23 protein-coding genes are annotated in these 24762 nt (G+C 71.5%); 15 read left to right on the top strand and 8 right to left on the bottom strand.

The genetic code is table 11. The annotated features are described in order from the left end of the window. Window positions 1–37: 37 nt before the first annotated feature. Window positions 38–757 carry an SDR family NAD(P)-dependent oxidoreductase gene (locus ACFYUV_RS15000; protein ID WP_387669007.1) on the bottom strand — a complete coding sequence of 240 codons (720 nt, stop codon included), beginning with the start codon at window positions 755–757 and terminating at the stop codon, window positions 38–40. 124 nt (window positions 758–881) lie between these two features. On the opposite strand from ACFYUV_RS15000, the gene ACFYUV_RS14995 reads away from it, so the two are divergent. From ACFYUV_RS14995 to ACFYUV_RS14985, 3 genes are all read left to right on the top strand, one after another. Continuing rightward, complete coding sequence (locus ACFYUV_RS14995; RefSeq protein WP_352326956.1) at window positions 882–1154, top strand: WXG100 family type VII secretion target; 273 nt, start codon at window positions 882–884, stop codon at window positions 1152–1154. 90 nt (window positions 1155–1244) lie between these two features. Next, complete coding sequence (locus tag ACFYUV_RS14990) at window positions 1245–2393, top strand: S8 family serine peptidase (protein ID WP_387669005.1); 1149 nt, start codon at window positions 1245–1247, stop codon at window positions 2391–2393. 150 nt (window positions 2394–2543) lie between these two features. Then, complete coding sequence (locus ACFYUV_RS14985) at window positions 2544–4835, top strand: protein kinase (RefSeq protein WP_387669003.1); 2292 nt, start codon at window positions 2544–2546, stop codon at window positions 4833–4835. Window positions 4836–4984: 149 nt separating this feature from the next. Here ACFYUV_RS14985 and ACFYUV_RS14980 read toward each other — a convergent pair whose 3' ends face one another. Genes ACFYUV_RS14980 through eccCa form a run of 3 tightly spaced genes read right to left on the bottom strand, consistent with a single transcriptional unit; the run spans window position 4985 to window position 10325 of the window. Beyond that, complete coding sequence (locus tag ACFYUV_RS14980) at window positions 4985–6055, bottom strand: transglycosylase SLT domain-containing protein (RefSeq protein WP_387669000.1); 1071 nt, start codon at window positions 6053–6055, stop codon at window positions 4985–4987. Further along, entirely contained in the window at window positions 6052–6336 is a 285-nt protein-coding gene (locus ACFYUV_RS14975; protein ID WP_358282484.1) for a hypothetical protein, read from the bottom strand. The genes ACFYUV_RS14980 and ACFYUV_RS14975 overlap by 4 nt, the downstream gene beginning before the upstream one ends. Continuing rightward, a complete protein-coding gene (eccCa, locus tag ACFYUV_RS14970) occupies window positions 6336–10325 on the bottom strand; it encodes a type VII secretion protein EccCa (protein WP_387668998.1) in 3990 nt (1329 codons plus the stop codon). The genes ACFYUV_RS14975 and eccCa overlap by 1 nt, the downstream gene beginning before the upstream one ends. 183 nt (window positions 10326–10508) lie before the next feature. On the opposite strand from eccCa, the gene eccD reads away from it, so the two are divergent. Beyond that, a complete protein-coding gene (eccD, locus tag ACFYUV_RS14965) occupies window positions 10509–11864 on the top strand; it encodes a type VII secretion integral membrane protein EccD (protein ID WP_387668995.1) in 1356 nt (451 codons plus the stop codon). 5 nt (window positions 11865–11869) lie between these two features. Here the strand turns inward: eccD and ACFYUV_RS14960 are convergent, their stop codons facing one another. Continuing rightward, the gene (locus tag ACFYUV_RS14960; protein WP_387668993.1) at window positions 11870–12298 is read right to left on the bottom strand and encodes a YbaB/EbfC family nucleoid-associated protein; all 429 of its coding nucleotides are present in this window, start codon (window positions 12296–12298) and stop codon (window positions 11870–11872) included. A 125-nt stretch (window positions 12299–12423) separates the two neighbouring features. On the opposite strand from ACFYUV_RS14960, the gene ACFYUV_RS14955 reads away from it, so the two are divergent. The 9 genes from ACFYUV_RS14955 to ACFYUV_RS14915 all read left to right on the top strand — a co-directional run bounded on the left by ACFYUV_RS14955 (window position 12424) and on the right by ACFYUV_RS14915 (window position 18554). After that, the gene (locus tag ACFYUV_RS14955; protein ID WP_387668991.1) at window positions 12424–12738 is read left to right on the top strand and encodes a hypothetical protein; all 315 of its coding nucleotides are present in this window, start codon (window positions 12424–12426) and stop codon (window positions 12736–12738) included. Next, window positions 12735–13649: a WXG100 family type VII secretion target gene (locus ACFYUV_RS14950; protein WP_387668989.1), complete on the top strand. Its 915-nt coding sequence runs from the start codon at window positions 12735–12737 to the stop codon at window positions 13647–13649. Before ACFYUV_RS14955 ends, ACFYUV_RS14950 begins: the two co-directional genes overlap by 4 nt. 46 nt (window positions 13650–13695) lie before the next feature. Further along, window positions 13696–14139 (top strand): YbaB/EbfC family nucleoid-associated protein, encoded by a 444-nt coding sequence (locus ACFYUV_RS14945; protein ID WP_387668986.1) that lies wholly within the window; start codon window positions 13696–13698, stop codon window positions 14137–14139. A gap of 126 nt (window positions 14140–14265) precedes the next feature. After that, on the top strand, window positions 14266–14592 hold the full coding sequence (locus tag ACFYUV_RS14940) for a WXG100 family type VII secretion target (protein ID WP_358282492.1): 327 nt from the start codon (window positions 14266–14268) through the stop codon (window positions 14590–14592). Between the two features lie 13 nt (window positions 14593–14605). Beyond that, complete coding sequence (locus ACFYUV_RS14935; RefSeq protein ID WP_357994585.1) at window positions 14606–14920, top strand: WXG100 family type VII secretion target; 315 nt, start codon at window positions 14606–14608, stop codon at window positions 14918–14920. A 52-nt stretch (window positions 14921–14972) separates the two neighbouring features. Next, the gene (locus ACFYUV_RS14930) at window positions 14973–15377 is read left to right on the top strand and encodes a hypothetical protein (RefSeq protein ID WP_387668983.1); all 405 of its coding nucleotides are present in this window, start codon (window positions 14973–14975) and stop codon (window positions 15375–15377) included. 6 nt (window positions 15378–15383) lie between these two features. Further along, a complete protein-coding gene (locus ACFYUV_RS14925; protein WP_387668980.1) occupies window positions 15384–16808 on the top strand; it encodes a hypothetical protein in 1425 nt (474 codons plus the stop codon). 10 nt (window positions 16809–16818) lie between these two features. Continuing rightward, a complete protein-coding gene (locus ACFYUV_RS14920; protein WP_387668978.1) occupies window positions 16819–17277 on the top strand; it encodes a hypothetical protein in 459 nt (152 codons plus the stop codon). Between the two features lie 5 nt (window positions 17278–17282). After that, a complete protein-coding gene (locus tag ACFYUV_RS14915; protein ID WP_387668975.1) occupies window positions 17283–18554 on the top strand; it encodes a hypothetical protein in 1272 nt (423 codons plus the stop codon). Window positions 18555–18735: 181 nt separating this feature from the next. Here ACFYUV_RS14915 and ACFYUV_RS14910 read toward each other — a convergent pair whose 3' ends face one another. Further along, window positions 18736–19659, bottom strand: coding sequence for a M23 family metallopeptidase (locus ACFYUV_RS14910; RefSeq protein ID WP_387668973.1), 924 nt, complete (start codon window positions 19657–19659; stop codon window positions 18736–18738). 130 nt (window positions 19660–19789) lie between these two features. Here ACFYUV_RS14910 and ACFYUV_RS14905 point away from each other — a divergent pair, with 130 nt between their 5' ends. Together ACFYUV_RS14905 and ACFYUV_RS14900 are read left to right on the top strand one after the other, a co-directional pair. Continuing rightward, window positions 19790–20851: a hypothetical protein gene (locus ACFYUV_RS14905; RefSeq protein WP_387668971.1), complete on the top strand. Its 1062-nt coding sequence runs from the start codon at window positions 19790–19792 to the stop codon at window positions 20849–20851. Window positions 20852–20864: 13 nt separating this feature from the next. Further along, window positions 20865–21623: a hypothetical protein gene (locus ACFYUV_RS14900; protein WP_387668969.1), complete on the top strand. Its 759-nt coding sequence runs from the start codon at window positions 20865–20867 to the stop codon at window positions 21621–21623. Between the two features lie 60 nt (window positions 21624–21683). Here ACFYUV_RS14900 and eccB read toward each other — a convergent pair whose 3' ends face one another. After that, window positions 21684–23090, bottom strand: coding sequence for a type VII secretion protein EccB (eccB, locus tag ACFYUV_RS14895; protein WP_387668966.1), 1407 nt, complete (start codon window positions 23088–23090; stop codon window positions 21684–21686). A gap of 55 nt (window positions 23091–23145) precedes the next feature. Continuing rightward, entirely contained in the window at window positions 23146–24759 is a 1614-nt protein-coding gene (locus tag ACFYUV_RS14890; protein WP_387668964.1) for a prolyl oligopeptidase family serine peptidase, read from the bottom strand. Window positions 24760–24762: the final 3 nt, after the last annotated feature.

The raw sequence follows: 24762 nt of genomic DNA, 5'->3' as shown, positions 1-24762 counted from the left end.
TCGTGGTCCTCGTGGTCCTCGTGGTCCTCATGAGTGCTCAGCGGCCGAGGTACGCGCCGCCGTTCAGATGCAGCACCTGCCCCGTCATGTGCCCGGCTCCCGCGGATGCCAGGAAGAGAACGGTATCGGCCACGTCGGAGGGGGTGCCAGGGCGGCCGTTACGCGTGTTCTGCACGCGGGCCCTGATGCCCTCCTCGGTGAGCCTGCCGCGGAAGAACTCGGTCTCCATCACCAGGCCGGGAGCCACGACGTTGGCGGTGATGCCCCGGGGGCCCAGCTCGGCGGCCAGGTCGGCGGTCCAGGACTCGACGGCGGCCTTGGCGGCGCCGTACGAGCCGGACCCGGTGCCGCGCGCGGCGATCGAGCCGATGGAGACGATCCGGCCGCCCTCGCCCATGCGCGGCGCGAGCGCGGTCGTGACCAGCACGGCGGACAGCAGGTTGGCGTTGAGGTTGGCCTGCCACGCCCCGGCGACGTCCGCCAGGTCGCCGGACTGGTCGCGTTCCAGGTTCGTGTTGCCCCCGGCGTTGTTGACCAGGACGTCCACGTGGGCGGGCAGGCTGTCGAGTGCGCCCTGGACGGCGGCCGGGCTCGCGGCGTCGAACGGCACGTACGCCGCCCCCAGCCGCGCGGCGGCCTCCTTCAGCACGTGCTCGCGCCGGCCGGTGATCGTGACGCGGTCGCCGAGGGCGGCGAACGCCTCGGCGATCGCGTAACCGATGCCGGTGCCGCCACCCGTCACCACGACCTCGCGCATGAGTGGATCACTCCTTTAGATCCGAATAATCCTCTGGACGACCATAGCCGCTCGGCATAACGGGGGCGACGGGCGGTGGCCCGCTTTATGGTGAGGGCGCTTTCACCAGTTCCAGGAGGTATGCATGAGCCAGAGTATGCTCGGCGGCAACCCCGCGGAAATGCAGCAGATGGCCAGCCAGTTCACGCAGCAGTCAGAGGCGCTCCGCACCATCATGACCGCGCTCGACCGCGAGGCGGCCAAGGTCGGCACCGCGTGGACGGGCCCCGGAGCCCAGCGTTTCAGTCAGGCCTGGCAGAACTACCGCACGGCCTTCCAGCGCATGACCGAGGAGCTGCAGGAGGCTTCCCGGGTCATCGGCACGTACCAGCGGAACATCGAGTCCGCCACGCAGTGAGCACGGACAGGGGCCCTGGCCCGCCGCCGGGGCTTCTTCCGTCGTGAGGGGAGCTTTCCTCCCGGATCGGACAGGCTACGCTCTTTCTCCATGATTGGTCGCGCCTTGGCGGCGAGCGTGCTCGCCCTGCAGTTCGCGGCGGCGCCGGCGCAGGCCGCGCCCGTGCGGTGCACGCCCAAGAAGGCCACCATGGCGATCGCCGAGACCTGGGCGCAGCGGCGGGTCAACGCGGAGAAGGTGTGGCCGCTGACCACGGGCCGGGGCGTCACGGTCGCCGTCATCGACAGCGGCGTGGACGAGACCCACCCCCAGATCCGGCTGGGCGGCAAGGCCGACCTCACCAACACCGGCTTTCGCGACTGCGTCGGCCACGGCACGGCGGTCGCCGGGCTCATCGCCGGCCAGCCGCGCAAGGACATCCCCTTCCACGGCGTCGCCCCCGGCGTGAGCCTGCTGTCGATCAAGTACGTCACCGGCGACAGGGGCGACGTGGGCCTGCTGTCCAAGGCCATCAAGACGGCCGTGGACGAGCACGCCGACGTGATCAACGTCTCCGTCGAGGCCTCCAACACCCCCGACCTGAAGGCGGCCGTCGACTACGCGCTGGAGCGGGACGTGGTGATCGTCGCCGCCGCCGGCAACCTGTCCAACGACGACGGCACCTCGACCCCTTCCTACCCCGCCGCGTACGACGGGGTGTTGTCGGTGGGCTCGGCGACCCCGGACGGCGGGCGCTCGACGTTCTCCAACCCCAACGCGGTCGCCGTGCTCGGGCCGGGGGAGGGCGTCAGCTCGACCTGGCCGCTCAAGGGGTACCAGTCCGCCCTGAAGGGCACCAGTTACGCCGCCCCGTACGTGACGGGCGTGGTCGCGCTCGTCCGCGCGCGGCATCCCGGGCTGACGCAGCTCCAGGTGCGCAGGCGCATCACGCTGACCGCCGACGGCGCGTCCGGGACGGGCACCGGCGCCGGGATGGTGAACCCGCTGCTCGCGGTGACCGCGGTGCTGCCGTCGGAGCAGGTGGCCGTGGCGCCGCCGGTGCCGCCGCCGCTGCCCGCGACCGTCGTGCGCAAGGCCGTGCCGCCGGACCAGCGGTCGATGGAGGTCGCGACGGTGGTCGCGGCGGGCGGGTTCTCGCTGGTCGGGGTGGCGTTGGCGGCCTGGGTGTTCGTGCCCATGGGACGCAGACGGCGCTGGCGGCCCGGCTCGCCGCCGGATATCGGGAGAATTGACGGTTAACTGTAAGAGTGGCCGCCCGAAACTGCTGATGCTTATGGGGCTTATTTGGTTAAATGTCTCTGATCATGACGGACTCCTGAAAGGACGGTCATGGTGGAGAAGGACTCCCCCCAGGCAGCAGTACCGGAGCGGATCGGCGATCACGAGATCGTGAGCCTGTTGGGACAGGGCCCGCGTGGCGCCGTTCATCTGGGCAAGGAGTCCGAGGACGCCGATCCGGTCGCCATCAAGACGCTGACCGTGGACCCCGCGGCCGACCCGGACTTCGTGACCCGGCTCAAGGACGTCAGCCGGGTGTCCAGCTCGTACGTGGCCCGCACGCTCGACGCCGGCGTCCAGGACGGCCTGCTCTACGTCGTACGTGAGCACGTCGAGGGACGTTCGCTGGCCGAGACCGTCGCCGCCGACGGCCCGCTGACCGGCGACGCGCTCGAACGCGTGGCGGTCGGCATGCTCACCGCGCTGACCGCGGTGCACCTGGCCGGATTCGCGCACCGAGGGCTCACCCCCGACAACGTGATCCTCACCGGCGAGGGGCTGCGCGTCACCGACATCGAGATCGGCGACCCGGCCGGCGAGGTCGGCTACCGCGCCCCCGAGCAGCTCAACGGCCTGCAGTACGGGCCCTACGCCGACGTCTTCGCCTGGGCGGCGACCGTGGTGTTCGCTGCCACCGGCTCCGCGCCGTTCGGCCAGGACGCGCACGCCGTGCTCACGGACGAGCCCAAGGTGGACGGGCTGCCCGATCCGCTGCGCCAGACGGTCCTCGCGGCGCTGTCCAAGGACGTGTCCGGGCGGCCCACGACGTACACGGCGCTGCTGCGCCTGCTGGGGGACGACAAGGCCCCCATGCCGGCGGCGCCGATCGAGGGCGTGCCGGTGCAGATGCCGCCGTCGCCGATGGCGTCGTCCGACCCGGCGGAGCTCGTCACCCTGGTCGACGGCCAGCCGCCCGTGCCGGGCCAGCCTCCGGTCCCGGGCCAGCCGCCCGTGCCGGGCCAGCCCCCGGTGCTGCCCCTGGCCATCGAGGGCGCCCCGATCCCGAACGGCCCGATGCAGCCGGGCCCGATGGCGAACGGCCCGATCCCCAACGGCCCGATGGCGCACGACCCGATGCAGCCCGGCCCGTTCGTGCCCGGTGTGCCGCCGCAGGGCCCGATGGGGCATGAGCCCATGCAGCCCGGCCCCATGCAGCCCGGCCCCATGCAGCACCTTCCCGTGAACGACGAGCCGGTGCAGGGCGTCCCGGTGCAGTACCCGCCGGTGCCCGTGCAGGCCGCCTGGGGGCCGCCGTCCGGACCGCAGAACCCGCCCGTGGAGCCGGCGCAGCCCGCGATGGCCGGTGCGGGCAGCACCGGACCGGCGCGCAAGCCGTTCCCCATCGGCCTGGTCGCCGGTGTGGTCGCGGTCATGCTGCTGTCGGCGATCGGCCTGTGGGGCGCGAGCCGCTACTCCTCCAGCGTCACCTTCGAGCCCGCCGCTGCGGCGGGCTCGGCGTCGCCCAGCTCGGGCGCGGCGGCGGCGGCCCAGAAGGCGGTCACCACCGTGCCCACGCAGCCCCAGCCCGAGGTCACCGCCCCCTGGGCGACCACGCCGTCCCCCGACGACGACGGCGTGGGCCCGCTGGTGCTGCCGGACGACGACACCTCCGCCGACACCCCGCAGGTGCCGGTGCTGACCACGGTGCCGACGCCGACGGCGACCCAGCAGCTGACGGTGCCGACGATCCAGCCGACCGTGCAGGAGCGGAAGACCACCAAGGAGCCCGAGCCGACGGCCACGGTCACCCGGACGGTCACCCCGACCCCCTCTGCGACGCAGACGCAGCAGCCGACCGAGACGCCCACCCAGAAGCCGACGCAGAAGCCCACGGAGAAGCCGACCGAGAAGCCGACCGAGGAGCCGACGCAGAAGCCCACGGAGAAGCCGACGCAGAAGCCGACCGAGGAGCCGACGCAGAAGCCCACGGAGAAGCCGACCGAGAAGCCGACCGAGAAGCCCATCCAGGCTGCGCCGACCCAGACGCCCACGAAGGCGCCGGAGCCCAACCCCGCGAGGCCTACCCGGGCGCCGGAGCCTGCCAAGACCACCGCACCGCCGGTGACCAGGCCGACGCCGAACCCCTACACGCCGACGCAGGTGTGCGGATCCGGCTTCGTGGTCCAGCGGTCGACGCCGTTCGCCGGCGGCACGACGTACCAGCTCTACAGCAGCAGCACGGGTCAGAACTGCGTGGTCACCCTCAAGTCCGGCCCCGACGTCGGCAAGGCGACCCCGGTCAGCGCGACCCTGGAGGTGCAGGGCGGCCCGAGCAGCACCGACAGCGGCAACTACGAGTACTACGCCGGCCCGGTCAAGCTCCCCGCCAAGGGCAAGTGCGTGCGTTACGCGGGCAGCGCGGGCTCGGGCAACACCAGTGCGGACTGGGGGAACTGCGGCTAGGCCCGACACGGAGCCGAGGTCGGAAGGACCTCCTGCGCCATGCCCGGTGGCCCTGGTGGGCCATCGGGCATGGCATGACCTGCCGGACGCCTCATGGATCCGAAGCCTCCTGCGGCCGGGAGGTCCGAACCCCGTACAGGCGCCAGGTCTCAGTATCCGCGGTAGCCGGAGCCGGTCTTCATGCCGACGACCCCCGGCACCGCGGACACACTGCCGTAGCGCTCGATCGAGTAGCGCACGCCCGCGATGATGTTGTCCACCGGGTTGTAGATGTCCCGGTGGCCGTCCAGGGCGTGGGCGTTGAAGGTCGGGTCGATCGTCTGCATGAGCCCCTTGGAGGGGTGTCCGGCGGCGGCGTTGGAGTCCCACAGGTTGATCGCGTGCGGGTTCCCGCCGGACTCGTGCTGGATGATCATCCAGATGTCGTCGACGTTCATCTTCCCGACCGGGTAGCCGTGCTCCTTGAGGATGGCGACGGCCTCCTCGATCCACTGCTTCACCTTGCCCGTGGGCGCCGGCCCGCCGCCCGCGGGAGGGGGCGGGCCGCTGGAGCCGTAGCCGCCGATGATGGGGCTGCCGCCGGTGCCCGAATAGGGCGAGGTGTAGCTCTGGGTACGCCGCCAGTCGAACCGGTGCCCGGCGTCCGGCACGAACTCCTGGTCGCCGGCCGCCTTGATCTTGGCGAAGGTCGTCGTGCGCTCGCCCAGCGCCGTGCCGATGGCGCTCTTGGCGTCGGTGACGGCGTCCTTGGCGTCCTTGACCGGTTTTCTGGCGTTCTCGGTCTCCTCGCGGACCAGGCGGCCGATCTCGGCGTCCAGGTCCTCCTGCTTGGCGTCGGGGTTGGCCGTCCGGTGGTTCTGGACGCGGGTGAGCAGGCGGTCGCAGATGCCGTCCACCTGGCGCTGGGAGCTCTCCAGCACGCCGGCGGCGGCGTCGAGCGCGTCGGCGCAGGAGTTGAGCGCGTCGTGCAGGCCCTGCCCGGCCCTGCCGTAGTCCCCCATGTAGCGGACGAACGCGTCCGCCGAGTCGCCCTCCCAGGCCAGGTCCACGGTGGTGACGGCGCTGCCGAGCTGGCCGGAGTCGGCGAGCACCTTGCCCGCCGCCGTACGCCAGCGCTTGGCGATGCCGCGGATCGCGCCCGGGTCGCCGCTCACCTGCCCGGCCAGCGCGGCCAGCGTGGGGCCGCCGGGCAGGGCGTTGATCGCCTCCGGTGCGCTCATGCCGGGGAGTTCGCCTTCCGCACGTTGCTCTCCACCAGGTCCAGGGCCCGTTCGACGCTCTGGACGAGGCTCTTGGCCTTGCCGAACTCGCGGTCGGCGACGCTCTCCACCTGGTCCACGGCGGTCGCGAGGGCCGCGGAGTCGGCCAGCTTGCCGAAGATCGAGGAGTCGGCGGCGCCGGCGGGGAAGCTCTCCGCCAGGTCGCCGAACTTGCCCGCCACGGTCTTTGCCGCGATGCGGCAGTCGTCCAGGGCCTCGAAGTGAATGTCCAGTCCTGCCATCACTCCTCCTCCGCCGGCGGCCAGAACGCCGTCTGCGCCAGCCGCGAGCCGAACCTTCTGTCCACCACGAAACCGCGTCCCGGAGGCTGCGGCTGGGCGCGTACGTTGCCGAACAGGAAGCCCTCGTCCCTGCTGCCGGACAGGATCACCGCGGGGCTGGCCATGTCCTTGATGCGCTGGATCACCGGGTCGAACATGGCCCGGCCCAGGCCGCCCATGGCCCGCGACATGATCAGGTGCAGGCCGATGTCACGGGCCTGCGGCAGCAGCTCGACCAGCGGCAGCAGCGGGTTGTTGGACGTGGCCACCAGGTCGTAGTCGTCGACCACGATGTACAGGTCGGAGCCCTTCCACCAGTCGCGGGCGCGCAGCTGCTCGGGCGTGAGGTTGGCCGGCGGCAGGCGCTTGAGCAGGGCGTTGCGGGCGTCGTTGACCAGTTCGAGCGCGGCGGCGCTGGAGGCGGCGTAGCCGATGCGGTTCTCGCTGACCGCCGTGTCCAGCAGCGACCGGCGGTAGTCGATCACGATCATCATGGCCTCGCGCGGCGTGTGCCGGGCGACGACGTTCTCGGCGATCACCTTGAGCATGTTGGACTTGCCGCTCTCGGTGTCGCCGACCACGACGAAGTGCGGGTCGGCGTCGAAGTCGATCAGCACGGGCGCGAGCGCGGCCTCGTCCACGCCGATCGCGATCCGCGACTTGCCGGTCTCCTCCACGCCCGGCAGCGACGCGGCGGGCAGCACCGACGGCAGCAGCCTGACCTGCTTGGCGGGCGGGCCCTGCCAGGAGTCCCCGATCGCCTGCACCAGGCCCTGGAGGCCGGCGGCCAGGTCGTCGGAGTCCTGCACGCCGTCGATCCTGGGCAGCGCGCCGAGGAAGTGCAGGCCGTCCTTGGTCAGGCCGCGTCCGGGCACGCCCTCCGGCACGGCCAGCGACTTCTTCCTGTTGATCTCGGACTCGTACGCGTCGCCGAGCTTGAGCTCCACCCGCGTGCCGAACAGGTCCCGGATGCCGGGCCGGAACTCCGACCACTTGCCGGTGGCCGCCACCACGTGGATGCCGTAGCCGAGGCCGCGCGCCGCCAGGTCGGTGATGACCGGCTCCAGGGCCTCGAAGTCCTGCCGGATCGTCAGCCAGCCGTCCACGACGAGGAAGATGTCGCCCCAGCCGTCGCCCTGGAGCGAGCCGTCGGCGACCCGCCTGCGGTAGGTGCTCATGGAGTCGACGCCGTTCTCGGTGAACTCCCGCTCCCGGTCGCGCAGGATCGAGGCGATCTCGGCCACCGTGCGGCGCACCCGGTCGGCGTCCAGCCTGGAGGCCACGCCGCCGACGTGCGGCAGCCCCTCCAGCGAGGCCAGCGCGCCGCCGCCGAAGTCCAGGCAGTAGAACTGCACCTCGCGGGGGGTGTGCGTGAGCGCCATGCTGGTGATCAGCGTGCGCAGGATCGTGCTCTTGCCGCTCTGCGGGCCGCCGGCCACGCCCACGTGCCCGGCCGCGCCGGACAGGTCCAGCCAGTACGGGTCCCGCCGCTGCTCGAACGGCCGGTCGATGATCCCCACCACGGCCTGCAACCGCCCGCGGCCGGTCCATCCGGCCGTGGACAGCCCCAGCTCGGGCGTGACCGTCAGCGGGGGCAGCAGGTGCGCCAGCGTGGGCGGCTCGGCCAGCGGCGGCAGCCAGATGCGGTGCGCGGGCGGCCCCTGGCCCACCAGGCGGCCGACGACGATGTCCAGGAGGCTCTGCTGCGCCTTGTTGCTCTCCTCCTGCGCAGCGGGGTCCTCGGGTGGCTCCTCGACCATCGGGACGGGCACGAAGTCGGGGCCGTACTCGACGATCTCCCGGACCGTCACCGAGCCGTCGGTGGTGGCGACGTGCCGCGGGTCGACCTGGTGGGGACCGGACACGTACGCGGCCTTGAACCGGGTCATGCCGGACGTGTCGAACTTCAGGTACCCGTTGCCCGGCGCGGACGGCAGCTCGTAGGCGTCGGCCACCCCCAGCACGACCCGGCTCTCCATGGCCGAGAACGTGCGCAGACCGATCCGGTACGAAAGGTGCGTGTCGAGCCCGCGCAGCCGTCCCTCCTCCAGCCGCTGCGAGGCCAGCAGCAGGTGCACGCCGAGCGAGCGCCCGAGCCGGCCGATCATCACGAACAGGTCGATGAACTCCGGCTTGGCCGTCAGCAGCTCGCTGAACTCGTCCAGGATGACGAACAGCGTGGGCAGCGGACGCAGGTTGGCGCCCTGCTCGCGGGCCCTCTCGTAGTCGCGCAGGGAGGCGTAGTTGCCGGCCGCGCGCAGCAGCTCCTGGCGGCGCACCATCTCGCCGTGCAGGGCGTCGTGCATGCGGTCCACGAGCGGCAGCTCGTCCTCCAGGTTCGTGATGACCGCGGAGACGTGGGAGAGGCCGTCCAGGCCGAGGAAGGTCGCGCCGCCCTTGAAGTCCACGAGCACGAAGTTGAGGATCTCCGAGGAGTGCGTGACCGCCAGGCCGAGCACCAGCGTGCGCAGCAGCTCGCTCTTGCCCGAGCCGGTCGCGCCGATGACCAGGCCGTGCGGGCCCATGCCGCCCTGGGCGGACTCCTTGATGTCCAGCTCGACCAGCCGGCCGTCGGCGCCGAGGCCGATCGGCACCCGCAGCCGGTTCCGTCCGGCGCGGGGCCGCCAGGTCACCGACGGCTCCAGGCGGGTGGGGTCGCCGACGCCGAGCAGCTCGGTCAGCGTCGTGTTCACCGCCAGCACGTCCTGGGCGTCGCCGCCCTTGGCCGAGGAGGCGCGCAGCGGCGCGAGCTGGCGGGCCAGCCCCTCGGCGCGCAGGTAGTCCAGCGCGTCGGGGTCGCCGAGCCGGTTGGTGTTCTCGCGGCCCGCGTGGTCCAGCTTGACCATGTGGAAGCCGGCGGCGTCGATGCGCAGCCGCAGCGTGCTGCGCTCCTCGACGGTCCCGGCCGAGTTCGACAGGTCGATCACGGTGACGCCGTCGATGGCGTCCGCGCCGAGCTGGGAGTCCTGCGGCACGTGCCCGCCGTCCAGGATGAGCACGTGGTACGGCAGCGCGTCCGGCGAGGCGCCCGGCTTGAAGCGGGCCCGCTCCTTCAGCTCCGCGCCCACCAGGCGGTCGAGCTGGGCCAGGTTCTCGGCCATGAGCCTGACCTGGCCGGCGCCGTCGGTCTCCTCCGGGTGCAGCGCGTGCGGCAGCCACTTGACCCAGTCCCAGTGGCTCATCCACTCCTTGCTCGCGCACACCATGATCCGCATGTCGTCGGGGGAGTGGAAGACGGCCATCTGCGCGATCATGGCCCGGACCAGGTCGCGGACCAGGGCGGGGTCGCCGTCCAGCTTGATGCGGGAGAAGGAGTGCAGCGCGACGGCGACCGGGAGGCGTTCGACGGTCGAGTGGGTGCGGATGAAGCGGCGCAGCGCGCCGGCCGACAGGGCGTCCAGGTCCTCGACCGGCTTGGAGTCCGGCGGGATGAGCTGGACGGCCAGCTTCTGGATGCCGGTGCCGAGGCGTACGGTGCTGAAGTCCTCGTCGCGGGGGCGGCGCTCCCACAGGCGCGGGCCCATCGCGGTCCACCACAGGGTGTCGGGGGCCGGGCCGCTCCACTCCAGGGCCTCGCGCTGCTGGATGGCCGCCTTGCGCACCTTCTTGCGGATCTGCGCCAGGTAGCGGAAGTAGTCGCGGCGGGCGCCGTTGAGCCGGGCCTTGCGCTCGCCGGCCTGGCGGCCCATCTGGCCGACCGTCATGCCGACCATCGAGAACGCGAACAGGCCGCTGGCGACGTACATGATGGGGTTGGCGTTGGTGCCCCCGGCGGTGAACATCAGGCCCATCGCCGCCGCGCCCGCCACCATCGGCAGGTACGTCAGCACCGCCATCATGCCTTGCGACTGGACCTCTGGGATCTCCGGTGGGGACTCCAGCAGGATCTCACCGCGCGGCGGCTTCGGGCTGGGGCGGCGCTCCGGGCGCCGTACTACGACGATGCTCACCCTTGTGACAGGCCCTTCTGGTGCTCGGAAGAACCTTCTTACCAGATGTGCCTAACGTCCGAGTTGAGGTCTGAGTTAACTCTGTCTCGCTATGTTGTGTTTGTGACATCGCTGGCCGAAATCCCCCCTCCACAGCAGGGCGCGTTGCACCAGGTGCCCGCTCCGCTCCCGCCGCTGTGCCACGTGACGGTGGTAGGGCCGCGCAGGAAGGCCGACCTGGCACTGCCCGCCGACATCCCGCTGCCGCACGTCCTGCCGGGGCTGCTCAGAGCCATGGGCGAGCTGGGCGGCGACATCGCCACCGCGCCCGGCTGGACGCTTCAGCGGCTCGGCGGCCCGCCCTTCGACCTGGGACAGAGCCTTGGCGCGCTGGGCGTGCTGGACGGCGAGATCCTCTACCTGCGCCCGCGCGCGGTGTCGCTGCCGCCGACCAGGTTCGACGACGTCGCCGACGTGGTCGCCACCGGCGTGCGCGAGGGCAAGGGCAAGTGGTCACCCGACCTGACCCGCGGGCTCGGCGGCGGGGCGGCCTGCGGGCTGCTCGTCGCCGGCGCCGTGGCGCTGGCCTTCGGCGGCCTGACCCCCATGGTGACCGCGATCGTGGCCGGGGCGCTCGCGCTGCTGATCGTCGGCGTGGGGATGGCCATCTCGCGCGCGGTCGGCGACTCCGGCTCCGGCGCGCTGATCGGGTACGCCGCCCTCCCGTACGCGTTCCTGGCCGGGCTGCTGGCCCCGGCGGCCGGCGGCGGGCTGATGACCGTCGGTTCGCCGCAACTGCTCGGGGCCCTGGCCTGCACCGCGCTGGTGGCCACGCTCGGCGGCACCGCGATCGCGGACGGCGTGCCGGGCTTCCTCGGCACGGCCATCGCCTCGATGACCGGCGCGGTCTGCGCGGCCGTCGTCATGGTGACGGGGGCGTCGCCCGCGGGCGTGGCGGCCGTGGGCGCGGCCGTCGTGATGGCGCTCAGCCCGCTGGTGCCCGTGTTGTCGTTCCGGCTGGCCCGCGTGCCGCTGCCGGTCATGCCCACCAACGCCGAGGAGCTGCGCGGCGACAACCAGCGGCTCGACAGCGCCTCGGTGCTGGAGCGCACCGGCGCGGCGCGGCGGTACGCCACCGGCATGGTCGTGGGCGTCGCGCTGGTCGGGGCCGGGGCGCACGCGCTGTTCGTCGCGGACGGCCGGTGGATCTCGGTGGCGATGTCCGTGGTGCTGGCGTTCACGCAGATCATGCGGGCCCGGGTGTTCCAGGGCGTCGGGCAGCGGCTCTGGCTGCTGCTGGTCGGCCTGGCCGCGCTCGGCGCGGTGGCCGTGTCCGTCGGGGTCGGCGTGGGCGGCGTGGCCTCGGTGGCCGTGGTGCTCGGGCTGCTGTGGGCGGCCATGGTGGTCGTCGGCATGGGGGTGTGGCTGCCCGGCGGCAGGCCCTCGCCGTTCTGGGGGAGGGCCGCCGACATCCTCGAATGGGCGCTGATCGTCGCGCTGGTGCCGCTGGCGCTCGGGGTGCTGGAGGTCTACGCCTGGGTACGCGGCCTGGCCGGTTGACCGGCTCAGCCGTCCGACAGGGCGCGGCGGCGGATGGTCTCCAGGGCGTCGAGGCGGTCGTGCATCTGCCGCGAGAAGCCGTCCTGGAGGTCCTGGAAGCGCCGGGTGACGGCCTCGGCCGACAGGCCGCCGAACGAGGTGGGCGGGAGCACGTCCCTGAGCCTGCGCGCCTGGTCGTCCTGGGCGGCGCGGACGGCCTGGAGAATCTCGCCGGTCAGCTCGTCCAGCTCCATGCGGCTCGTCCTGGGCGCCAGGCGCAGGCCGTCCAGGCGGCCGCCGGCGTCCACGCGAGCGGTGACGGCGCCGCTGCGGCTCTCGCCCTGGCCGGTGACCTGGCTGAGCTCGTCCAGCGCGCCGGCCAGGTTGCGGACCGAGCGTTCGCTCTCGCTGATCACGCGGTCGAGGTCGTCGGGGTCGAAGTCGATGGGGTCCATGTCCGGCACGCCACCGCCCGGAGGTTAACGAACGGGGAGCGGCGGCTGGCCGGTCCCTGAAGTGATCAAGAAAACCGCGCAAGGACTGCTGAAACAGGGGCAAAGCGCCGCAACAATCGGGCGTCGTGGCAACGAATCTGGAAATCCATATCACCTCGGCGACCATCGGCAAGACGCGGCAACGGGTGGAGTCCGAGCTGAAGAAGGAGATCATCGGCTTCGTCAAGGGCCTGGTCCCGCTCACGGCCGTGGACGGCCTGGGCTTCGGCGTCCTGGGCAACATGATCATCGCCGGCACGTACCGGAGCGTCATGGACCGCGCCGAGGGCCTGATGACGGAGGCCGAGGACGCCCTGGACGGCTGGTGCGGCGCGCTGACCGTCTGCGAGCGCAACTGGCGCGCGGCCGAGGACGCCAGCATCATCCAGTACCGCAAATGAGCGACCCCTACCTCAAGGCCGTCAACAAGGGGCGGGGCGGCTCGGGCGGCGGCGGTTCCCTGCTGAGGGCGGTCAACAAGGGCGGCTCCGTCGGGCCGCCGCGATCGCCGTCGATCCCGCTCAACCCGGCCACCGGCAAGTTCGGCCCGATCGGCGCCGGCGCCGGCTCCGCGGAGTCGCTCAGCACGAGGGTGCTGAACCTGCTGAGGAGCGTCGGCCGGTTCTCGCCGTACCTGGTGGCCGTGGCGGGCATCGTGGCGGTGGGCGCGGCTGACGAGTTCGCCATGGCCGAGGCGGCCAACACCTGGAAGTACGGCATCAGCGCCCGCCTCGACGACGGCGTCAAGAACCTCATGCCGCAGATCCTGGCCACCTCCAGGACCGGCTGGATCGCCGCCGACCAGACGGAGTTCGGCCGCGTGCAGGCGCTGTTCCACCAGGAGATCGGGGCGCTGCGCAACTCGTTCGGCGAGATCGGCGGCGTGCTGGACGAGGTGGCCGCCGGGGTCCGCAACTACTGGATGCAGATCGGCTCGACGGTCGTGTCGGGGATCACGCTGCTGCTCGCGGCCCTGCGGATGAAGATCACGCCGGTCCCGCAGGTCGCGGCGGCCGGGATGATCCTGGAGCACCTCGTCGGCACGGCGATGATCAGCGCCGCCGCTGTCATGACGGGGGTGCTGGCGCAGCTGCTCAGGGGCGGCATGCAGGTGCTCGGGACGCTGGTCAGGAAGCAGCACCAGTTCGGCTTCGTCCTGCCGGAGGGCGCGGCCGCCATCGACTTCGGCCGGGCCACGATCGACGCCAGAAACCTGCCCTCCTTCCGGGAGCCTGCCGCGCCCGGCCAGTTGCCCGCCGGCTACCAGAACTTCGACTGGGTCGTCCCCGAAGTGAACATCACGAAGCCCTGATTGTGGTTAACTCGCACCGATGTGCCCTATGGGAGGGATGGTGTCGGTGACGGATTTCGGGGACTTCGGCAACATCGACATGGACCGGCTCCTGAACAGCATGGACGAGCAGCTGAGCAAGTCCGAGGAGCTGCAGAAGGCCATGTCCGCCCTGGTGGGCAGGGGAGAGGACGAAGGGCACCTGGTCGTCGTCGAGTACGCCCAGGAGGGGCTGCGCACCCTGGACATCCACCCGAAGGCGATGCGGCTGAGCGCGGCCGAGCTGTCGGAGCGGATCAGGGAGGCCATCGCGGCGGCGACCGCCGACCTGCAACGCCAGGCCGACGAGCTGCTGACCGAGATCTTCGGCGTGCACGGCAACCCGATGCGCATGCTGGAGAACCCCGACCGGGCGCTGCGCGAGGTCCGCAAGGCCGAGGCCAGCTACGAGCGGGCGTTTGAGGACGTAATGGGAGAACTCGACAGAATCCGCCGCGAACTGGACCTGTGATTGACCAGGGCGTTTGCTGACATGTCGAGAAGTTGTTACATCTTGGCCATTGGGTCTGCTGTTACTCCTGGGCAGTTTGGTGCTTATATGGTTTAGCGACCGAAATGATCGTTACGGAGGTGACAAGTGTCCGAATTCTTTGGGGCAAGCCCGAGCCAGATCAAGGTGGCCTCTGGCCACGTGGTGGACACCGCCCAGTACATCGAGGGTCTGAGGACGGCGGTGGAGACGACCGCCAACGGTCTTCTCGCGACCGGCTGGCTCGGCCCGGCGGCGGCCCGGTTCAAGAACGCCATGACCAACTGGGACAACTCCATGCGGAACGTACGGACCGACCTGGAGGGGATCGCCGACAAGATGGGCGTCAACGCGGTCGTCTACTCCGCGGCCGACCAGGACGTCCAGGCCGGCATGGGCCGCGTCGAGTCCCTGATCAACGTCGACATCAAGTAGGAGGGGGACCGCGGTGTCCGCTGAGCTCGACTTCACCAAAGTCAACTTTGGGCACATGGAGCTCGCCCAGGGCGACTTCATCAAGATCCTCGGCTCCTTCGAGAAGGCCACCGACGACCTGATGGCCCGGCTGAAGAACGACCTGGCCGGCCATTGGGAGGGCCCGGACGGCGCCGAGACGTTCTTCCGGCAGCACGAGCAGAAGTGGCAGGCCGCGGCCGCCCAGATGCGCGGGCAGCTGGACGAGCTGCAGAAGGCCGTCCAGATCGCGAACGAGAACTACCGCGCGGCCGAGAACCGCAACAAGTCCATCTGGTACGACGGCTGACATCTTCTGCTCGGCCACCCGCGCGGTGGCCGAGCCTGGTGATGGGAGGATCATGGCCGGGCTCGAACCCGAACCGTGGCCGGGGCTCGACGACACCGACGCCGAGCTCTACTACAACGTGGGCAGGATGCGGGCCATCGCCGACGACCTGGAGATCGCCCTGGCGCTCACGCAGGGCGCCGGCGGCAACAGGGACGGCGTCACCGGCTCGGTCGAGACCCTCACGAGGTACTTCGCGCTGGGCGAGGAGCACATAGGGCGGTGGCCGGCGGCCAGCGCCCTGGCGCACAGCGTGGGCAGCACCGGCGCGGACCCCGGCGGCCAGGTGTCGATGGAGGGCCGCGGAGCGCTGCTGACCGCCCTGTACCAGGACTACGTCGAGTGCTGCCAGAAGCTGGTCAAGGCCATCAGGGACAGCGCCGACAGTTACGCCAAGACGAACCCGGGCCGAGAGTGAGCAGCGTTGGCTGAGCGCAAGGTCGACATCCGTGACAATTCCCGGCGGCCGAAGAGCGAGCCGGTCACCGCGTCGCGGGAGCAGATCGAGGGATGGCTCAAGGCCACCTCCGCCATGGAGGTGCACGACCGGGGCCTGTCCTACAAGCAGGTGGCCAAGGTCATCCGCGGGGTGGCCGACGCGCTGCCGCAGATCGGCAAGGATCTGTCCGGCGCCTGGCGGTCGGACACCTCCGCCCAGGCGCAGCGGGCGCTCCAGCTGCTCCACGCCTCCGGGCGCGAGATCGCCGAGGCCATGGACAAGATGTCCGAGGCGCTGATCCTGTACGGGCGCGACTACCTGCCCAAGGCGATCGAGGAGGTCGAGGCCGCCAAGAACCAGAAGACGGCGGTCCCGGCGCCCTCGCCCGGCGCGGCGCCGAAGCCGCCGTCCGCGACGCCGTCGCCGTCGGTCACGCCGCCGGTGCTCGGGCCCGTGACCTCGCACAACGTGCCGGAGCCCGGGCCGGGCCCCACCAAGTCGCCCACGGAGATGCAGGCCGACGTGGCCCGGCGGGCGCTGGAGAAGCTCAACAACCACATCGTCGACCTGTACGACTTCCGGATCCCGGAGAGCGTCGTCGTCGAGCTGCCCGAGGTGAAGCCCGCCGAGGCGCCGGCTCCCGAACGGGACATGCCGCTCACCGACCGCTCGCCGTACGGGAAGGGCTCGTACTGGACCGGCGGCGGCCATGACAGCGGCGGCACGGGCGGCTCGACCGGCTCCGGCACGCACGGCGGCTCCGGGGGATCGGGCGGCTCGGGCGGTTCGGGCGGCTCCGGCGGTTCGGGCAGCGGCGGCACCGGCGGCCACGACGGCGGCACCGGCACCGACCCCCGACCCGGGGACCAGACCCCCGGCGGCGACAACCCGGGCACCGACCGCCCGGACACCCCCGGGACGGACACCCCCGGCTCCGACCAGCCGGGCGGCCAGGGCGCCGGATCAGGGACCGGCGGCTCGGCCACCACCGGCGACGGCACCACGCCTCCCGTGCTCGACAACAACACCACCGGTGACCGCGCCACCCAGTCGCAGGACGTGGACGTCCGCGACCCGCGCGCCACCGAGACCGCCGGTTACCACCCGACCACCACCCCCGGGTACCCCGGCACCCCGAACCAGCCGTTCGTGACCCAGCCCGCCTACCCCTCGCCGTCCGCGGGGACGCCCGCGGTGATCGGCGGCCCCGGGTCGTACGTCCAGGGGAGCGCGCCCGCGGCGGCGGCCAGGACGGGCGCGATGGGCGGCGCCGGCATGCCGTTCATGCCGTTCGGCGGCAGCGGCGGACCGGCCCCCGAGGAGGGACAGGTCGAGACCTCGACCCTCCTGAAGGAGGACAACGACGTGTGGAGCCACCACGAGGGCTCCATCTCACCGGTGATCGGCTAAGGAGGCGGCCATGGCGCTCGAACTGGACCCCAACTGGCCCGGTCTCGACGGGGACAAGGACAACTACACCAACCGCACGGAGATCAAGCGCATCGCCGGCGAGCTGAGTGAGATGCTCAAGAAGCTGAAGACACCCACGCTCCCGCCGGTGACGCAGTTCCTGACCGCGCCGGGGCAGAAGGCCCCCGGGCCGAAGCTGCCCGAGGGCGCCGGCTCGCTGCCCGATCTCCAGCGCTACTGCGCGCTCAGCCAGAACCAGATGGGCGAGTGGCCCGCCGCCATGCACTTCGGGCTGGCGGTCAACTCGGCCTACTCCCAGCTGATCGGCGAGCCGGGCTCCACCAGCGGCCTGTACGCCGCCATGGTCGGGCAGGGCGACAGCACGGTGGAGGCGCTGCTCGACATCTCCAAGACGTCCGACGGCGCCGAGCAGGCGACCGAGGAAGCCGCCGCGCGGCGGGAGGCCTGACACCCATGGCCGAGCCCAAGAAGCAGACGTTCAAGCTCGTCTACAACACCGGCCCGGTCGACACCTCCACCCCGGAGGTGTCGTTCATGGGGAGCATGTTCAGCGACACGCTCGAAAAGGTCATGAAGTGGATCGACGACACCGACCCGGAGTCGATCAAGCTCGCCGGCCTCTACTACACGCGGGCCGAGACGCTGCTGAACGGCTTCGCCGGTGAACTGAAGGCCAAGGCGGCCGAGCTGGCCAAGAACTACACGGGCCCGGCCGCCGTCGAGACGCAGAAGCAGCTCCAGACCCTGCACGCCAGCGTGCGCGAGCTGGCCAGGAAGCTCGGCGAGATGGGCCGCCCGGTCCATGCGTACGGCGAGACGCTGAACTGGGCGCAGGCCAACGTGGTCGAGTCGATGGACCACGACTCGCGCACCGACCGCGACGTGGACTGGGCCGGACGGGTGCCGTTCTACCGGCTGTACCGCGGGGACAAGCGGGCCGTCGAGCATCTCAAGAAGGTCAACGAGCGCATCGTCGAGCACTACAAGCAGCTGCCCGTCGAGGTCCAGACCGCGCTGCCGGACCCGAGCGTCCCGGAGCTGCCGGACTTCAACAACGGCGGCGGGAGCGTGCCGGGCGCGCCGGACCTGGACGGCAAGGGCGGGGCGGGCAACATCCCCGTCTCCTCGATCGGGCCGGACGCCGTGCCGGGCGGCCCCGGGTACATCGACGGCAAGGTGCCGGGCGACGGGGGAACGGGCGCCTACCCGGCGGTCCACTATCCCGACGGCTCGGGCACGAACGGCTCCGGCGTGAACGTCGGCGGCGTCCAGGGCTACGACGCCGGGGACAACCCGTACGGCGGGGCCGACTCCTCGGCCCTGAACGGCGCCTCGCTGGGCTCCACGCCACCGGTCTCGACCGCCGGCCTGCCGTCGGGCACCGGCGGCGACACCGCGAACCTGGCCGGGTACGACCCGTCCTTGTCGGGGATGCCCAACAGCGCCTTTCCCACGACGACGGGCGGCTCGCCCTACGGCGGCGCGGGATCGGGAGCCGGAGGCGGCTTCGGAGCGGCGGGCGTGGGCGGGGGCGGGGCGGCGGGCGCCGCCATGTACGGCGCCGGCGGCGGCTCCGGGTTCGTCGCTCCCGGCATGATGGGCGGGATGCCCGCTCGTGGCGGCGAGAGCGGCGAGAAGCACGACAGCGAGAACTCGACCTGGCTCGCCGAGGACGACGACGTGTGGGGCGGCCCGGAGGGCACCACGCCGAGCACGCTCACCTGAGGCCGCGCTGCGCGCTCGCCCGGCGCCAGGAGCCGCCGCACCACGCCTGCGGGCCGATCCTCGCGACCGGCCCGCCCCTGGCGCGCGGTCCACTGCCCGCCCGCAAGCCGCTCCCCGTGCGGGGAGCGGCGGTGCGGGGGGCGCCCGGAGGCGCCGCCCCGCTCATGGACGCGCGGTCGCGTCAGCCGCAGTGCTCGAAGGGGCTGTCGTACGCGGTCGAGCCGATCGCGCCGCCCCACTTGACGCAGGTACGCAGGGCCTTGGCCCGGACGGGACCGGCGTAGTACTGGTAGCTGCCCGCGTCGGTGCTCCTGGCCTTGCCCTTGACCTCCAGGTAGGCCCGCACGGCCGCCTTGCCCGAGCCGCTGTTGCGCAGCGTGGTGACGCAGTTCTGGCCGGTGGAGGCCGAGTACAGCAGGACGACCCGGCCCTGGTTGCCGAGCGGCGCGGAGTCGATCTGCTTGTAGCCCGCACCGCAGACCTGCTCGGCCGAGTACGGGTTGCCGCCGCCGCCGGTGCTGGGCTTGCCCGGGTCGGCGGGCGCGGGCGTGCCGCCGCCGCCCTGGCAGTTGTTCGACTTCAGCGTCTGGTGGCTGTAGCCGAAGGTGGTGCCGTTGAACTTGGCCGGCACGATCTTGCCCGACGACGTGCGCTGCTCGTAGTGCAGGTGGGCGATGATGCCCTTGTACTTGGCCGAGGTGTTGCCCACCTGGCCGATCTGCTGGCCCTGCGCGACGTTCGCGCCCGGGGAGACCGTGCGCTTCTTCATGTGGGCGTACAGCGAGACGCTGCCGTCGGAATGCCGGATCTTGACCACGTTGCCGAAGCCGTCGGCGGTCCGGTATTCCGACATGATGACCTTGCCGGCCGCCGAGGCCACCACGGTACGGCCCATGTCGGCGTTGCCGTCGCCGTACGAGCCGTTGAAGTCGATCTCGTAGCCACCGGTGTGCGCGCTGCTGTCGTTGCTGTCGCCGGTCCAGGTCTCGCCGCACGGGAACGGAAGCTGGTGGACGACGGCGGCGCTGGCGCTTGCCGCGCTCGTGCCGGTGAGGGGCAGCGCGGCGATGCCGCACACGCCCACAATCAGGGTCTTGATCCGCATGTGGGAAAGGCTGCCATCCTGATCAACGGCCAGTCTAGATCATTCGCAAAGTGTTCACGCTAAAAGTTGATATTTGTCGATATCGTAGCCAGGACTGTGCAAAACGCAGTTTTCGGACAGGGAGGGTCAGATGGGCGCAGGGGAGAACTCCGCCGCCAGCCTGGGACTATCCCCGGCGGGCCTCGGCGGGGCCACGATCCGGTTCACCGACAAGAAGATCAGCAAACTGGGCAGCGACATCGCCGACCAGGAACCGGGCATGGGCAAGATCGAGACGAACACGAAGGGGATCAACATCGAATCCCCCGGGTTCGGCATCGTCGGCCTCGGCCTCTCCTACGCCCACGAGCAGATCAAGAACGGCGCCGGCGACGCGGTCGCCATGGCCAGGTCCGTCCTGAAGGACTACAAGACGGCGCTGGAGCAGCTGGAGAAGAACTACGAGAAGGTCGACAAGGACAACGACGGCCTGATCAAGGAGTACGGCGACGGCCCTCCCCCCGGCGGCGGCATCGATCCGTCCAAGCTGGGCGGTGGCGGTGGTGGCGGCCTGCCGCCGATGAACATGCCCGACAACAAGCTGCCGGACGACAAGCTCCTGGACAACAAGCTCCCCGACAACAAGCTGCCGGACGACAAGCTTCCTGACGACAAGCTGCCGAACGACAAGTTTCCGGACGACAAGCTTCCTGACGACAAGCTGCCGGACAACAAGCTCCCGGACAACAAGCTCCCCGACAGCAACCTGCCCGACCCCAACGCCATCAACGCGAACCTGCCCAAGACGCCGTCCATCGAGGATCAGCTCAACCACAACACCGACGTCCCGGACCTCAAGAGCACGCTCCCGGACCCGTCCCAGACCAAGCTGTCCGGTCTGGACCCCAACGCCCTGAACTCCGCCATTCCCAGCACCGGCAACCTGACCGGCCGTCCCATCGATTTCCCCACCTCGGGCGGCTACGGCGGCTCGTCGGGCCCCGGCGGGACCACCACGGGCGCGGGAGCGGCCGCGGGCGGCCTGCGCGGCGCCGGCGCGGCCGGCATGTCGGGCATGCCGTTCATGCCCATGTCGGGCGGCGCGGCCGGCAACGAGCAGAACCGCGAGCGGGAGAAGCCGGAGTACGTGCGCGGCGACGAGAACGACTGGCTCGACGACATGGACATCGCGCCGCCGGTCCTCGGCGAGTGAGAAGGAAGACGACATGCCATACGAAGAAGACCGCTGGCTGATCCTCGCCGCGGCCGGCGTGGCGACCGCGAACGCCGCGGTGCTCTTCGAGTACCCGCTGGCCAGGAACGTCGCGATCATGGTAGGCGCCCTCGTGTCCAACCCCGGCGCCGTGGCGAAGGCGGCCATTGAGTGGTTGGCGCCCGTCGTCGGCGAGGACGGGTTGGACTTCGAGGCCATCAGCGGCGCGATCGTCAAGCTCGCCGAGGAGGTCGCCAGCAAGGAGTACTGGACGGGGCCGGCCTGGGAGGTGTTCAAGAAGTCCGCGGACGACTTCGCCCAGCAGGTGAAGGTGGCGTCGGCCTACTTCCAGAACGTCTCCAGCGGCATGGACACGATCGCCACGCTCTACCACTATGCCGTCTACGTCGCCTGTCTGGTGGCCGCGATCACGACGGCCCTCGCCGCCGCGAAATGGCTGACCTTCATCGTCCCCATCTTCGTCGCGGTGGTGATGCGGGGGCAGATCAACGGCATCCTGATCTCGCTCGCCCAGATCCTCAGGGGCATCGTCGGCAAGAACGTCAAGTCCGCCGCCATGCTCGCGGGCATCCTGGCCACGGTGAACGGCATGTGCGCCATGATGACCCAGGTCATCGACAAGGGGCGTCCGAATGCCAAATTCGGGCCCAGCGACCTCGAGTACGTCAGCAACGGGGAGGAGAAGCCCGGCACCCTGCAGCGCAAGAACGGCGGCATGCCTGACTTGACGACGGCCGGCGGCCTCATCTGACCCTGACCCGCACCTCGTCCGGCGGCCCCGGCCCGGCGTCCGCCGGGCTGGGGCCGCCGCTCACTGGGCCGTGACCTGCACCGGTGAGCGCGCCGCCGTCGGGTCGAGCGCCGGGCCCTCCGGGATCAGGTGGACGAGGTTGTAGGGCACCGGCGTGACGTCCTCGGCGCCGTACCCCAGCTTGTTGATCTGGTCCCCGGTCTGCAGCGGGAACCTCCTGCCCTGGTCGGTGAGCAGGAAGTAGGTCTGCACGAACGCCTTCTGGCCGTCCCCGGGCAGCAGGCCGCCCAGGGCCGCGCCGCCGGCGGGCAGCAGCACCTGGTCGAAGTGCTCCTGGTCGCTCCGGGACGTGGGCACGGGGATGGTCATCGTCGCGCCGACCGTGATCTTCGCCTGCGCTGAGCCGTTCTGCGTGTCGGCGTACACCGCGCACAGCGCCGCCGAGGACGTGACCGTTCTGGGCAGGCTCGTCGGCAGGCCGCCGACCGTGAGGGTCTGGCGGGAGGTCCGGCCGTTCGCGGTGGCGGCGTCGATCTCCAGTGGGACGGCGGCGCGCCTGCCGTACGCGGCCTTGGTCCTCGGGTCTGCGAGCAGCAGCGTCGCCTGGGTGAGGTTGACGGGGGCGAGCCCGTCGGCGAGCAGCACGTACCAGCGGTCGGGAGCCCCGCCCATGCCCTTCACGGTGTAGACCTGACCGACCGCCCCCTTGCCGCCCCCGGGGGCGGCGGCGCGCCGGCCCAGGCCGGTGATGGGCGGCGGCATGAAGTCGGGGCCGGGAGGGATCGCGTTGATCCAGGTCGAGGGCACTCTTCTGGGATGGGCGTTGAGCGCGCGCACACCCGTCTCGGTGACCTTCATGCGCCGGTCGTTCCAGACCACCCAGCCCTGCTGGCCGTCCGTGACGACCAGCGCGTCGCCGCCCACGGGCGTCCCGCCGACGTCCTGTCCGCCCACCAGCGTGACGTACGGCCCCCGCGCCCCGGCGGCCTGCGCCGGCTCGGTCACGCACGCCGACCACGGGCCCTTCACCAGCTTCTCGCGGGCCGGAAGGCTGTCCGGCGCGCCCGCGATGCCCACCAGCGGCCCGCGCGGCAGCGTCGCCAGCGACGCGGCGGAGACGTTGCGCACCTTGAAGTCGGTCGCGTCGAGCAGCAGCAGCGCCGAGACGTAGTTCGCGGTCGGCAGCAGCCGCCCCTGCTCCTGGCTGTAGACGTAGGTGGCGCCCGTCTCCTCCTCGACCAGGAGCTGGCCGGCCTCGGTGAGGTTCGTCGCCCCGCCGGGCTTGAGCAGCCCCCAGATCCCGAACACCGCCGCGATGAGCACGCCCACGAGCACGCCGCAGAACATCGCCACGTTGTGCCGCCGCATGGGCGTCTCCGGTACATCGGGCTCAGCCTGCAGCAACGCCATGCCCAGGCGCTGCTGCATCAGCCGATGAGCCTGGTAGAGGTCCTTCCGGGTCTGCATCTCACCTCTCCCGTATCGCAGGGATCAGCATAGAACGCTCTTGTGTCATGAACCCCTACGGAAGTAGCAAACCCCAATAGAACGCCCACGGAACGAAGGCCACACCCGCCGCGACGAGCAGGCCCAGCCGTACCCGCTCGCCGGTCGCGCGTTCCCGCCGCCACGTGCGCGCTGCCAGCGCCGTCGCCACGACGGTGGCCACCGCGACGGCCTGCAGCGCCAGCCAGACGAGCGGCCTGCCGAGGAGCATCGGACCGGGCGCGGCCAGCTTTCCGCCGGTGGACATCAGGTAGAACAGGTAGGCGAACCCGCCCAGCGCCGCCACGAGCCCTCCGGCGCTGACCACCCGAGCCGCCGCCGTCCCCTTGGCCGACGTGCCCCGGACCGCCGCCGTTTCTCTGGCCGGCGTGGCCCGGACCGCTGCCGCTTCTTTGGCCGGCGTGCTCCGGACCGCTGCCGTCCCTTTGGCCGGCGTGCTCCGGACCGCTGCCGTTTCCGCGGTCGGCGTGCCCCGGACCCCTCTCGCTTCGTTGGTCGGCGTGGCTTGGGCGGCTGTCGTTTCTTTGGTCGGCGTGGGCCGGGTCGCGCGGCGGCCCCGGATCCGCCGGACCACGGCGACCGCCGGATATCCGGCGAACCCGGCCAGGAACAGCGCCAGGACCGCCGTCTGAGCGAAGGCCGACTCCCACCACGCTGGGGGCGGCGTCCCGACGGAGTCCTCCGCCTGGACGGGCGCGGGTCCCGACACCTCCGCGACCGGAGCCCGCCCCGAGGTCGCCTTCGCCACCCAGCCGCCCACCAGCTCGGCGTAACCGGGAGCGAGCTCGGGCAGACGTGTGACGCCGCCGTCCGGGGTCACATGAGCCGCGTGATCGGCCTTCTCGAAGAACCGGAACGTGTACCGCCTGTTGCCGCCCTTCTCCAACGCCGCGCGGAAGATCGGCGGCGTCTCGCGAGGCGGGGTCAGCAGGTCGTGCACGCCCCAGATCGCCAGCACCGGCTGCCGCACCGCGGCCAGGACCGGCTCGGGATCGTAGTAGGGCTCGGGGAACATGTCCCCGTCCGCGATCACCCGGTACAGCTTCGGCTCGGCATGCTCGACCAGCGACCCGCCGACCCCCGCCTTGCGCAGCCCGGCCGCCACGGCCCACGTCTGCTGCCGCAGAGGCTGCAACGCGTTGGCCCCGACCACCACCACGAACGCGATGTCCTTGGACTTGGAGGCGGCGAGCGGCGCCACCCACCCGCCCTCGCTGAGCCCCCAGATGCCGACCTTGCCGGGATCGACCCCGGGCTCCTTGCGCAGCGTCGCGACCGCGCCGAGCGCGTCGTCGGCGAGTTGCGCGTACGACCGATGGAACAGCGAATAGTCCACCGAGCGCTTGTCGTAGATCAGCACGGTCAGGCCCTGCCGGGCGAAGGCGACGGCCTCACCCAGCAACTTCTCCCGAGACGTCCCCGTCCCCGCCCCATGCACCAACACAACCCCAGCCCGCCCACCCCCACCGCTCGCGCCCACCCCGGCGAGGTCGTCCCGGCCTTGCCCGGCCGCGCGCCCTGTGCCGCCGGACTGGGCCGCGCTGCCGGCGCTTGAGGAGCTGATCGCGCTGGCCGGCGGGCTGATCACGCTGCCGTGCAGCTCCAGCCCGCCGCTGCCGCGGAACGTCACCTC

Origin of the sequence: Nonomuraea sp. NPDC003560 (assembly GCF_042878785.1) — a bacterium.
Classification (GTDB): Bacteria; Actinomycetota; Actinomycetes; order Streptosporangiales; family Streptosporangiaceae; genus Nonomuraea.
Note: the sequence above shows the minus strand (reverse complement) of the source record. Positions and strands in the feature narration are given on the sequence as shown.